This window comes from Nitrospirales bacterium (genome assembly GCA_031315865.1).
Lineage (GTDB): Bacteria > Nitrospirota > Nitrospiria > Nitrospirales > UBA8639 > JAGQKC01.
Map to the genome: position 1 here is coordinate 1913425 of JALDRJ010000002.1, position 13125 is coordinate 1926549.

General features: G+C 49.6%; 8 protein-coding genes. 5 read left to right on the forward strand and 3 right to left on the reverse strand.

Annotated elements, in window-relative coordinates:
• The first annotated feature begins 87 nt into the window (after positions 1 to 87).
• The 3 genes from MRJ96_08840 to MRJ96_08850 all read left to right on the forward strand — a co-directional run bounded on the left by MRJ96_08840 (position 88) and on the right by MRJ96_08850 (position 4557).
• Positions 88 to 1299, forward strand: coding sequence for an SUMF1/EgtB/PvdO family nonheme iron enzyme (locus MRJ96_08840; GenBank protein MDR4501540.1), 1212 nt, complete (start codon positions 88 to 90; stop codon positions 1297 to 1299).
• Positions 1300 to 1393: 94 nt separating this feature from the next.
• A complete protein-coding gene (locus MRJ96_08845; GenBank protein ID MDR4501541.1) occupies positions 1394 to 3787 on the forward strand; it encodes an energy-coupling factor transporter ATPase in 2394 nt (797 codons plus the stop codon).
• Positions 3784 to 4557, forward strand: a complete 774-nt coding sequence (locus MRJ96_08850; GenBank protein MDR4501542.1) for an energy-coupling factor transporter transmembrane protein EcfT — start codon at positions 3784 to 3786, stop codon at positions 4555 to 4557. The genes MRJ96_08845 and MRJ96_08850 overlap by 4 nt, the downstream gene beginning before the upstream one ends.
• A 107-nt stretch (positions 4558 to 4664) precedes the next feature.
• On the opposite strand, the gene MRJ96_08855 is transcribed toward MRJ96_08850, so the two are convergent.
• From MRJ96_08855 to MRJ96_08865, 3 genes are all read right to left on the reverse strand, one after another.
• Positions 4665 to 5249 (reverse strand): DUF4114 domain-containing protein, encoded by a 585-nt coding sequence (locus tag MRJ96_08855; protein ID MDR4501543.1) that lies wholly within the window; start codon positions 5247 to 5249, stop codon positions 4665 to 4667.
• Between the two features lie 594 nt (positions 5250 to 5843).
• Positions 5844 to 6434: a DUF4114 domain-containing protein gene (locus MRJ96_08860; protein MDR4501544.1), complete on the reverse strand. Its 591-nt coding sequence runs from the start codon at positions 6432 to 6434 to the stop codon at positions 5844 to 5846.
• Positions 6435 to 6980: 546 nt separating this feature from the next.
• Positions 6981 to 8927, reverse strand: a complete 1947-nt coding sequence (locus MRJ96_08865) for a S9 family peptidase (GenBank protein ID MDR4501545.1) — start codon at positions 8925 to 8927, stop codon at positions 6981 to 6983.
• Between the two features lie 620 nt (positions 8928 to 9547).
• On the opposite strand from MRJ96_08865, the gene MRJ96_08870 reads away from it, so the two are divergent.
• Entirely contained in the window at positions 9548 to 9850 is a 303-nt protein-coding gene (locus MRJ96_08870) for a DUF167 family protein (protein ID MDR4501546.1), read from the forward strand.
• Between the two features lie 174 nt (positions 9851 to 10024).
• Positions 10025 to 13117, forward strand: a complete 3093-nt coding sequence (locus MRJ96_08875) for a VWA domain-containing protein (protein MDR4501547.1) — start codon at positions 10025 to 10027, stop codon at positions 13115 to 13117.
• The last annotated feature ends 8 nt before the right edge of the window (positions 13118 to 13125 follow it).

A 13125-nucleotide genomic window follows, 5' to 3' on the forward strand; every position in this document is an offset into this window, starting at 1 on the left:
TACGTAGGTGTGTGATGCCCCTTACGAGGGGTTTTTTATTGATTGTTTCTGAATGAGTAAGGCGTCTTGTTCGTGAAGGAGGGGTTTATGATTTCATCATCCGTGCTCCCCGTGGCATTGAATGAAGCTCGTGAATGCATGGATTCGATCTTTGCGCATGTCCACCCTGATTCGTTTTATGAGCGGGGGATTCCAGAACGTCACCGGTTGATCTTTTATTTAGGACATGTGGAGGCGTTTGATTGGAACCAGGTTTGTCGCTGGACGTTGGGAAAACCTTCATTTCATGAAACCTTTGATCAGTTGTTTGAAGCCGGGATTGACCCGAAGGTAGGTACATTATCTCAAGATCAGCCATCAGACTGGCCTACTCTTGATGAGGTGTTCGAATACAATCGACGAGTGCGTGAAGAGATTGATCAAGCGATGGAATATGCCCCGCCCGATATCGTATCTATTGCGATTGAACATCGGTGGATGCATGTGGAAACGACAGCCTACATTCTTCATCGGCTTCCGAACACCAGTAAAGTGATTCCTGCGTGCTCTCCTCTTCGGAAATATCCATCTCCAATTCATGACATGATTGAGGTGCCGGCGGGTGTTGCGACATTGGGTGAAGAGCCTTCCACGACGTTTGGCTGGGACAATGAGTTTAACCGGCATGAAGTGCCTGTTCCGGCGTTTTCGATGAGTAAGTACAAAGTGACCAATGGGCAGTACCTTCGGTTTGTTCAGGAAGGAGCCGCTCCGCCCTCGTTTTGGGTTCAACGTGGCAACACGTGGTTTCTGCGTACGATGTTCGGAGAACAAGAACTGCCTCTGGATTGGCCGGTCTATGTTTCACAGCGTGAGGCTCAGGCCTATGCGGCATGGGCTGGTTTGGCACTTCCGACCGAAGCCCAGTTCCATCGTGCCGCTTACGGGACACGGATTGGTGAAGAACGCCTTTATCCATGGGGTGACGACACACCTGATAAAAAATATGGGAATTTTGGCTTTCACCGTTGGGATCCCGAACCTGTTACGGCCCACCCGGAAGGGGAGAGTGATTTTGGGTTCGCGCAGCTCGTGGGCAACGGATGGGAGTGGACATCGACGCCGTTTCATCCATTCGAAGGATTCATGCCCCACTCAACGTACCCGGGTTATTCGGCAAGATTTTTTGACGATGATCATTACGTGGTAAAAGGAGCGGGTCCTCAAACAGCTCCGTGTTTGTTGCGTCGTTCGTTCCGAAACTGGTTTCGTCCGGGCTATCCCTATGCCGATATCGGATTTCGCTGCGTGCAAAATTAGCCATACCTCGTACGCCGAGAATCTGATCGCCGGGGAACATGCCCTGTTTACCTAATTCCCCACATTGATGATGAATCGTCGACGAAGCTCGGCTTTGTCCCCGGGACGTTGGATATCTGAGCTCGTTGCGGTTTGGCGTCAGACGAAGTTAATCGTGCTCACGGCTCAAGTCGCGGCCATCTATGCGGCTATCCTCATCCCGTTCAAAGTCGGCATTCCCATCATTCCCGGGTTTGTCGAATTGCGTCCGGCTAACGCGATTCCTCTAGTCACCTCTCTACTGTTTGGTCCGGTTGCCGCATGGGGCGCGGGCATCGGCAACATTATCGGAGATTGTTTTGGAACGTTAGGCCCCGCCAGTGTCTTTGGATTTCTCGGGAACTTTTTCCTGGGTTTGCTGCCTTACACACTATGGGGAGCCCTTGGTCCCCTCTCTTCAGGGACAGCTCCACATGTCAAAGCTTGGCGGCCCGGACTGGAGTATGCGCTCATTTGTTGCCTTGCTTCTGGGGGGTGTGCGGTCATCATCGCATGGGGCGTGGAATGGTTAGGGTTCCTCCCATTCATGGTCCTGGCGCCGGCCATTTTTTTTAACAATGTGGCGATGGGGTTGTTCCTCGGTCCTCCCCTCCTGTGGTTTCTCTATCCTCGAGTCAAACAATGGGGACTACTCTACCCAGATCTTCTTGACGGACAGCGTGATATGGCTGATCCGGCAATGGTAAGAAGTCAATCAATCGTGCGTAGCGGCGCATCCGGTTTGACAGTACCCGACTCCAGTCTCATCGCTGAATTGAACGATATTACGTTTCAGTATCAATCATCCGAGACTCCGGCGTTGAAAAACCTCACTCTGACCATTCGTCGAGGTGAATGGGTCGCCATCATGGGACGTCGAGGCTCAGGGAAATCGACGGTATGTCATCTGCTCAGCGATCTGATTCCACGGTCTGTTCCCGGCCGGCTTTCCGGGCATATTCGAACAACCTTCGAGCCAGTATCAAACCATGATCCTTCCGGCTATCAGCGCAAGGGCGTTGGCCTGGTGTTTCAAGACTTTGATGCTCAATTACTCGCATCGAGCGTTGAGCGTGAGGTCTTGTTTCCCCTTGAATATCTCTCACCTTCACTTTCACCAGACGAGATGAAGGAGCGAATTCAATGGGCATTGCGCGAGGTAGGCCTGGAGGGCTTTTCTTCACGCGACCCGCTGTCGTTGTCTGGAGGACAGCGGCAGCGATTAGTCCTGGCAACGGTGCTCGTGTGTTACCCCTCTCTCTTGGTCTTGGATCAGCCTTTGACCGACCTTGATCCGCAGGCACGAGTCCAATTGAAAGAACTTTTCAGGATTTTAAGGGATCAAGGCATGACGATCGTCCTTGTAGGGCAAGAGTCGGCGGAAGTCTTGCAGGCGGATCGCCTCTGTGTATTGGATCATGGCGAAATCTGTTGGACAGGAACTCCACGTGAGTTTTTCGGATCGCCAACCTTGCCTGCACAATTCGGCATTGCCGCCATTCCTTTGGCTGAATGTTTCGTCGATATGAATGTCCCGATGCTGCCTGTAACTGTGGAGGAAGCCTGGCGTGTGATGGATGAACAGGCTTGTACGCTTCACCCGAAGCGTGAAACGTCTCAAGGCTATCAACCGAATGTTGCCGACTGTGCGGTCGCAGGCCAGGATATTCCCCTGCTTCAGGTTGATGCCGTATCGTTCGAATACTCCGGTGAGTCTCGAGTCCTTGAAGATATTTCTTTCATTGTGACTCAAGGAGAATTTGTGGCCGTGCTGGGAAAGAATGGGTCGGGAAAAAGTACGTTGAGCAAGCTATTGAATGGCCTTCTCCTTCCGTTGAAGGGCGAGGTGTTTGTCGGAGGCCGCAGTACGAAAACGACCTCGATGAGTGAATTATCCCGGTTGGTGGGGTATGTATTTCAGAATCCTGACCATCAAATTTTTGCGGAGACTGTTTGGCAGGAGGTTGAGTTTGGGGTGAAGAACTTTGGATTTCCCAGATCGGAGTGCGAACAACGGGTTGCCGATGCTCTGGAGGCGGTAGGCCTGGACGTCGACTATTATCGCTCGCAGGATCCTTTTTCTCTCACGAAAGGAGAGCGTCAGCGAATTGCCGTGGCATCGATTTTAGCGACTAAACCTGACATTCTAATTTTTGATGAACCAACGACCGGACTCGATGCTCAAGAGATCGAGCAGATGATGAACATGATTTTCTTCCTTCACCAACAGGGCCACACGATATTGATGATTACACACATGATTCACTTAGTCGCCACGTATTCTACCCGGTGTATTTTAATGCATGAGGGCCGGGTCATCGCTGATGACACGACGCGGGCGGTGTTTTCTAATCCGTCTCACCTTCACCGTGCTTCCCTGGAAGTCCCGGCCTTAACGACGTTTAGCCAACGTTGGGGATGTACCTTATTGACCGTCGACGAAATCAAGGCCGCAATGGAAGCCTCATGACGATTTCACTCTATCTTGATCGAGACACATGGATCCACCGCTTGGATGCCAGGACGAAAATTCTGGGCGTCTTAGCCCTCTTCTCCCTCGCTTTGCTGTATACGCACCCCATGTATCTGTTAGGTGTCTGGAGCCTGGTCCTCTTCTTTACAGCAAGCGCCCAAGCGTGGGCCAATATCCGGAAATTCTTGATCCTTCTTGTCCTCTTGTTTCTGTATAGCCTTGTGCTGTGGCCATTTTTCATTGAAGGCCAGACGCCTCTCTTTCACTGGTGGGTTTTCACCGTATCGGTAGAGGGGATGATGCTCGGGTTGAGTATGGCGATGCGTCTTACGGTAATGGTGGTGAGCGGGGTGCTCTTGCTTTCGACGACACGATTAGAAGATTTTGCATTCGGTCTTCAACGATTCGGGGTTCCTTCCCCGATGTGTTTTGCCCTCTCTCTAGCGTTTCGGTGGGTGCCAGCATTGCTAGGGGCCAGTCGTCTGATCGTACAAGCCCAACGTTCCAGAGGCTTGGATTTGTCAGCAGGAACCTTGGGAGAAAAGATTCGTGGCTATGTTCCATTAGTGGTTCCGTTGATTGGTCACACGCTTCGGCAAACGACATTGCTGACTATGGCCCTTGAGGTGAAAGGCTTTCGTCCGGGACGACAGCCTCATCCGTATAATCTGTCCACCTTCAAGTTTTTCGACTATGTGGTGTTAATCACTATAACGTGTCTGGTGGGAGTGAGTTGGTTATTGAGAATGAAAGGATATGGAGTATAAACAAAACGGGGAGCCAGTTTAATGAGGGTATTCTCTACGAAAAAAGCCCTTTCTTTGGCAAGAAAGGGCTTTTCCATATACATCGTGCTTTAATTGTCGGCTACACGTTATGCGTTCTTTTTCCTCATACGCCAAGCGGCCAATCCCATGAGGCCTGAGCCAAGAAGAATGACAGTTGATGGTTCAGGGTTGGCTACTAACTTGTTGTTGTTTGTCGCTGTGGGATCGTGCGCTTCCGTATTTGAAAAAGAAAAGATGAGGTCATTGTAGTCTCTGTCTCCCCCTCCCAAAAGGTCTTCAAAACTCACTAATGTTTCGTTCTCACCGAAGGCATCGTTAATCAATGCGTGAGCGATGCCGTCGATGTTGTTGGATCCGGGACCAGTGAAAAATGAGTGACCTGTATTATGAACGGCAAGCCTAAAATTGAGGACCGTTCCAGCGGAAAAGTTTCCTAAGTCGAATGTCGAGCCAGCGGCTTGAGTCGTCGTGAATATTTTCGTGTCACCCAGGTACAGTGAACTGATATACCCGGCATTGCTGCCTTGAAACGTAGCGGTCACATTTCCGGTATGTTGAACGACCAGATTTCCACCTAATACTGAAGTTGCCATTGACGTCGAAGGAAAAAGAAAGAGTCCACATACCAGGATGGCAAAGGAAGTCGCTTTGAGATGCCTAAGTGTTTTCATTAGCCTGTCCCCCCATGTCCGTTGTCTTTCCTTTATCGATGTTGATGAGCCCTCTACAGATTGTCTTGGGCTCGTCCCTAACTCTAAGGGAAAAACGTAAAATTGTTGAATATTTCTTTTGGACAAGAGAGCAATTTCGAGACCAATGTGGGAGCGCTGCCTGGGCAATGTGATGTTGTGTTTTATTGATAGTGGTTACTTCTGCTTGTTGTGAGTTGCTTTATTTCCTGGCATGAAGCGCAAATGCAGAAACTATCAAGACAAGCCTGAAAATCGTAAAGAACATTGACAGGTGTGAGTGCAAGAATAGATCTAAACGTACCCCAACGAGCAGTAAAATTATAGAATGAGAAAAGACTCTCTTTGGTCTGTCACGTTTGAGAAGAAAGAAAGTCGACAGATGGATGATGAGGATAAAAACTCGAAAAAAAGGACAGAATTCAGTGTCTAAAATGGTTGTACGGAAGACGGCAAGCGGAAAGCCAAGACCAAAAATTTTATATTCTTGCGTGAAACGAAAAAGCCGCTCTTCTCACGCGTATGAGAAGAGCGGCTGGGAAGGTGCCTAGATATTGTAAAACGCCATGCTGAAATTTACTTAAGGAATCGCTCTTTTTTCCAGCGCCAAGCGGCTAAGCCCAGTATTCCAGACCCGAGCAGGATCACTGTGGAAGGTTCAGGATTTTGCACCAACCTATCATCTCCTGATCCCGAAGACTTATCGCCCAGGTGTGTATTGGTATTAGAGAAGGAAAAGGTCAAGTCATTATAATCCCGGTCGCCTCCTCCAAGAAGATCTTCGAAGCTGACGAGTGTCTCGTTCTCTCCGAATGATTCATCGACGATGGCATGAGCCAGACCATCAGAGTTATTGGCCCCGCTACCGGTATAAAAAGAGTGACCTGTGTTTTGGACTTCCAGTCGAAATTGCAATTCAGTTCCCGCAGAAAAATTCCCCAAGTCAAAAGTTGTTCCGGCATTCTGTGTTGAAGAAAAGAGCTTCGTATTTCCCAGGTACAAAGCACTGATGTATCCGGCACTGCTGCCCTGAAATGTAGCCGTGACATTTCCATCATGTTTGACGGCGATGGTTCCACCGAGTATGGGGGTTGCCAATGCTATTGCTGGCAAAGCGAGAATGCAAAGATTAACAGCAAGGTATTTCATTTGGGGTAATAATCTCATGATGGTCATTCTCCTTGAAGTCATAAATGCATAAAAAGTAGAAATCACCCGATGGGCGTTCTTAAATCGTTCTACAAGTACAACAACGTCACAATGTTTCTATTAGAGCAAAAGAGAGGCCAAAGTGAGATCAGAGGAAGATTGTTATCGTAAGTAGCTGACTTTTAAATGATATTTTTGATGTGCTCGATGAAGAAAATACAAAAAGTATTCAAAAAACGAAGAAGTATTTTAAAATATGGAAAAAAATTCGACAAATTCACCTAAAATGCAAGAACTAATCGTAAACACCTAGGTTTGAAGGTGTGAAATTCTTTAAAATCAACATGTTGCAAAATCATAAAAGTGATAGGAAAATCGACAGCTTCTCTCGCGTCCATCGGATAGCTTATAGCCGATTCAAATAATTTCCGTATGGTTCAACGTCGTACCGTGCGGGGTTTGTCGTCTGTATCGATTGGAACGTATTTGGATTCGCTATAATATTGAGTCAACGTAGATATTGCACTTGCTAGGAAGGCGAACCTTGAGGAATTGAAGGAACGGCTAAGAAAAATTGAGGATTTGTATTGGCTCAATTGGGTCGGCTGGAGAAAATTTGAAAATTCTCGAATAAAAATATAACTCAACATCGAGCACACGCTTGATATTGTCTGCCTTCCGAAATCCATGCTGCTCTCCTTCGAATGCCACATATGCCACAGGCAGACCTTTATTGTTTAGGGCTTCCACCATTCTTCCCGCCTGATCGGGAGGAACCACTTTGTCTTCCAGTCCTTGAAATAGAATAATCGGACACGAAAGCTGGCTGGCATGATGAATTGGCGAACGTTGTTGATAGCGTTCCCGTTCTTCCGGGTATGGCCCCACCAATCCGTGTAAATAGCGAGACTCAAATTTATGCGTGTCCCGTGCAAGCGCCTCCAAGTCGGAAACGCCGTAGTGACTCGATCCCGCTGAAAAGATGTCGCGAAACGTCAGCGCGCAAAGGGTCGTATATCCACCTGCGCTTCCACCCATGATTGCGACTCGTTTCGGATCGATCTTGTCTTGCCGGATGAGAGACTTGACGCCATTCACGCAATCGTCAATATCGACGATTCCCCATTGTCCGTTCAATCTGGCTCGATACGTTCGGCCATATCCGGTACTTCCTCCGTAATTGACATCAAGGACGGCAAAGCCTCGACTGGTCCAGTATTGGATCATCACATCAAATGACTGATCGGTAGCGCCTGTCGGACCACCATGGCTTTTGACGATTAATGGAGGACGTTCCTGCGAGGGAGCTGAAAAGTCCGGATTATGTGGCGGATAAAAGAACGCATGGGCTTGCTGTCCATTCTCTGTCGGATACGTAATGGCCTCAGGCGTCGAAAGATAGTCTTGCGAAACAGGAAGACCCCTTGAACGATAGAGGATCGAATGGTGGTTAGACAGCAGATCAACCTGAATCAGGCAATGAGGTTCAGTTGGAGAGCTGGCGAGACAGTAAGCGTGACCGTTGAAGACGCGAAGGTCGCTGAGTTCGGGATAGGAAAGATCAAAGCTTGATAGTTGCCGCGATTCAACATCAAGGGTCGCGAGATGCCAGTTTCCTTCCTGCGTGTAAAGACAGGCGAGGGTGGTGGGGGAATGGAATCCATACGTAGAAAGGCCGAAGTTCCATTGAGGAAGCCCCCATTCAGCCTCCATTGGGAAAAGGGCATTTACCTCATCCTGCCAAATTCTGTAAAGATTCCACCAACCTGTACGGTCAGATATGAAATACAGGGTTCCGGTCGGAGACCATTCTGGTTGAAAGATTGATTCCTCAGGACCACCTGCGACGATCTTACCCTCCGTTACCGCTCCGTCGGCATCAAAGTCGGCAACCCATAATTCGCATCCATCCCAAGGCATGTTCGGATGGTTCCAGGAAAGCCACGCGAGCTGTCGTCCGTCAGGACTCAAGCGTGGGGATGCATAAAAATCATATCCCTGAACGAGTAGCTGTTCACGGGGCTCTTTCGAGCTCTCATCTAATGAGATGCTAACGATCGCGTTTGATGGCTCATGATCTGTGACAGAATGATCTTCTCTGATGGCGATCAGGCGGTTGCGAGAGGCATCCAAGGTGAAATCCGCGTAACGAAAAGGCCCTGGGTCTGTCATTGGTTCCGGCCAGGCACCTGAAAGAGGGTGTCGATAGACTCGTTGATCGGAGTCATTCGAGAAATAGATGGCTTCATTGGCGATAAGATATGCGGCTCCGCCATATTCATGAACCCGTGACCGAACATTAAATGTGGACGGCGTGATATCAGAGATGTCGGCGTCAGATGTTCGACGGACAATGACGTTGCGTCCGCCTTCTGTTGGTCGTCCTTCAACCCAAAAGAGTCCTTGAGCCGTGACTTGTATTTGTCCCAATCTGACGGCCTGAGCGACGATCATTCCTGACGTCAATGGAGACTTCCAAGAACCATAGGGAGAAACGTTTACGGATGTCATGGGGGTCGTGCACTCCTCGATTCACGGATAAGTTGCGATTGAGCGTACGGGGTATGAGGCAACGATGTTTAACTACGTGGAGGGCATGCCTAAGAACAGGTATCTTAAGCAAGCACGGAAGCCTCAGGGAGACGAGACCGGAAGAGGGATTGGAGAACTTCAGTTATGCTTCAACCGACATATGACGACCGGGCGTGTTCCTCGCGAGCTATTTCAACGAAGCTCGAGATATTCTTCCTGCAACGCCCGCAGCAACTACCTTTATCATTGATGCCTAGGGTTGACGCCAGTAATTTTGGACATGTGATGCCTTCACGTCCCAAATCGCGAACATCTGACTCTTTGATACCTTTACAAACACAGATGTACATGGCTTCCCTCTTTTTTGTCGGTCTTTAGTTTAATACGATATTGATAACCATTTTCAATATAAATCATTTTACTCATATGTCTATCGGCTGTCAACCTGACGGGCTGAAGAAAATTATGAAGGTATTTTCATGTAAGATATTGAAAGATAATGACTTATGGGATATGGCGTTCTATATTTCGAGTGGCTTCTGGAATTTTTGTCAAAATTCATCATGATGCGTGACCGCAAAACATTTTCTTGAATTTTTATGGTTGATGACTACATACATGAAACGGCTGATGGTGTGATCTTACGTGTCTACGCGCAGCCTCGAGCTTCAAAGACGGCATACGTCGGTCCGCACGGCGAGAAAGGTCTAAAATTTACCTTGGCCGCTCCGCCAGTTGAAGGTGAGGCGAATGAAATGCTCTGTGCATTCCTTGCCAAGCAACTGCAGTTGCCGAAAGGTGCCGTCATCATGATCTCTGGGTCCGGGAGTCGTCATAAACGAATCAGGTTGACCGGCATATCAATAGAGAAAGTTAAACAGTATTTCAGGAAGTGGAAGTAGGGCGAACGACGAAGATTCTTCGTGGCTTAGGAAACAAGCCTGCACCCATGAGAGTATATGGTACGTCGTCATCGAAATTTGATGTCGTTCCGACAAGCCTCAAGACTTGGGGTGGGATTTCCTGTCCTGATGGTGGTAAGGTCCAGTTTGCCTTCACCATCGTCTTGAGGATTCATGAACTCACGGTCCCAACATTCCTCACTTCTCGAGTGCCTCTTAGATCGGCATGAGCCATCGACGGCGGAACGTTTGCTCGATGGACTCATTGAGCAAGGTGTGGCAACGACTGTCTTCGAGCTGCTGGAAGAGCTTCGTGACGTGTCTTCAAAAGTCGCCAGCGAAGCCGTCTGGAGTTTGGAAGAGTTTCGGCGACGTTGTGGACTGCAGGCCGTCATCTCTTGGCTGGATCTTGGCATTTGCCTGACTGGGACAAGGGGGGCGCTTGGGTTACGCTATTTTAAAGAAAGCCCGTTGATCCTTGGGGTTTTGGAAGATTCGGAACAACGTGAAGGTCTTTTGCGACTCATCCTAGAGTTGGCGGATGGTCCGTCTGACGTGGCTCCCAATTGTGCGTATGAATTTTTTAAAAAAGCCCCAGAACTGTTGCTGGAAATTCCCTTGACTGAGTTGGGGGCCTGGGCTGAGGTTGGAATGGAATTGGCGCAATGGGATTATGTGTTAGGAGTGGAATTTTTCACCGAAAGCCCCTCGATCGCCAAAGCCCTTTCATTCGATCAGGTCAGGCCATGGATCGGGTTCGGGATGAAATTGGTGACTACAAATAGTTTGGGTAAAACCGACTATGTGGGAACGATTGAATACTTCCGTTCAAGTCCCAATATTCTGCGGGAAATCGAACCGGTCGAAATCAAGCAATTAGTCTTGGAAATGGGCTCTACGCTGGCTGACGAGTCGCCGGAATTGGCCATTGCTTTTTTAGCGGACTGTCCCAGACTACTCCAAAACTTGTCATCGACCGACTGGAAAGTCAGGGTTTTTCAGTATGGGTTATTGCTCGCCGACCGTGATGCCAAATCCACACTCGCCTATTTGAATCGCGTGCCGGAGATTCTTTACCTCACGGGAGAATCGGAAGATGCTCTTCACGTATTCGAGGAATGGTACCGTCACGGGATGGACGTGTTGGAATATAGTGCCGAAGGGGCACGAGCGTACTTTTCGCTCGAGACCAAACATGCTCTGACTGCCGTGGAGCAGGCGATGCAAGGCGTTCCGTTGCGGCAAATCGCGCGAACGTTGAAATTATTCGCGCAGGGGATGTGCGGGCGGGATGTTGCGATTGAGGCGTTACCGCAGACTTCTCAGGCAGTAACGACGCGGGTTCCTGGTGCCCCAGAACCTCGAGCGAAAGTGAGTGCTGACGGGCAAACGATTTATCTGCCGCTCTTGATGAGGCAAGGCGCAACCCGGGAAGGCAATATGAGGCGGTACACCGTGATGACGGCACATGAAGCTGGTCATCTTGAGTTTGGAACGTACCGGGTGAGTCGAGAACGGCTTCATGCACTGGCTCGCGACGTTCATCAACGCTATGCACCGCTTCAGGATGAAACGTCGGCGTCCATGCCTGACACACTGGGAAACGTATTTGCCCTGTACCCGCAGAAAGGAGTCATCCATGACTTGTGGGAGATTTTAGAAGATGCCCGCATCGAATTTTTATTACAACATGAGTATCCTGGACTCCGGCAAGATTTGGTTGTCTTAACGAAAGAGGCGGTGCAGACTCGATCATTTTTGCACGGAATGACAGTACGTGAGATCGTGCTGGATGCTCTTCTCTTGCGGTTTGCCAACGAACCATCGGGTATAGCAGAACAACCAGATCTTCAAGATGTCGTCGAAAGGTCATGGCAATTAGCGCAAACGATTCTGCATCTGGAGGCGACAGCCGATGACGTGGTTCTCGTGGCAGACCGTATTTATCAGGTGTTGGATGAAATGATCGCCAAATTGAGCTCTGCTGATAAACAGGAGTGGCGTGAGTTAGATGAAGAAGAGTCGTCTGAAGTCGGCGCTGGGCCCCGGGCAGCGGAGGAGACATCGGATGAGTACCGGCCCATTACGAACCTTTCCTATCGGGGGGCGATGGATCCAGATATGGTCCAAGGACAGGGGCAGGACGAGTGGACTGGACAAACGGCAGCGGATGAGAAGCGTGAGGCGGACTCCATTTCACCTGAACACCGCGAAGAATCTTCTCAACCATCGGTGTCACCGGGAGCCCGTGAAAAGGAGCGGGCATTCCAGTCTACAGGCCAACCGCGGCAAGAATATGGTCAGTCACCACTCGAACAATGGTTGGACCTGGACAATAGTCGACGCCAGGGAGTCTCGAATGTCCCGCAGGGTGCTCACGAAATTCTCTATGATGAATGGGATGGTATCCTGAATGATTACCGCCCGCGCTGGTGTCGGGTGCTTGAACGTCATGGACAAGAAGGCCACACAGAATTTGTTGAAGACACGTTAGCCAGTTATGGTCATGAAATACGTCTCTTGCGTCGTTATTTCGAAACCATTCGGCCAACCGCTCTTCGGCATTTGGGTCGGCAGGAGGGGGGAGACGACATCGATATCGACGAAGTGGTCAGGCGTATCGCGGACAAGCGCGTGGGAAACGAGCCGTCTGACCGAGTGTATCTCCGTCGCGAACGACATGATCGGCAAGTGGCGGTGGCCTTTTTAATCGACATGAGTGGTTCAACTGGACAACGAATTGGTTCGGAGTCGCGGCGTGTTCTTGATGTGGAAAAAGAAGGGTTGATACTGTTATCGGAAGCCTTGAGCGCTATCGGCGATGCCTATGCGATGTATGGCTATTCCGGCCAAGGACGCGGGCACGTGGAGCTGACTGTCCTGAAAGAGTTCGATGAGGCTTCATTAAGCCGAACCGTCTCGCGAATCGGGGGAATTGCACCCAAGAAGCAGAACCGTGATGGAGCCGCGATTCGTCATGCCGTCACTCGCCTGCTTCGACAGCCAGCTCGAACGAGACTCCTGGTTATCCTCAGCGATGGAAAGCCGTTAGACGATGGCTATGCTGACGAGTATGCTTTGGAAGATACCAGGATGGCGCTTCGGGAAGCGCGAAAGAAAGGAATTCACCCGTTCTGCATCACCGTGGATCGAGAGGCTGGGGACTATATCGCACGCATGTACGGTGAAGTCGGGTTTTTGGTGATTGACGATGTGACTAGCTTGCCGCGACGGCTTCCCCGTATTTATCAACGATTAACGACCTAACAAATTTC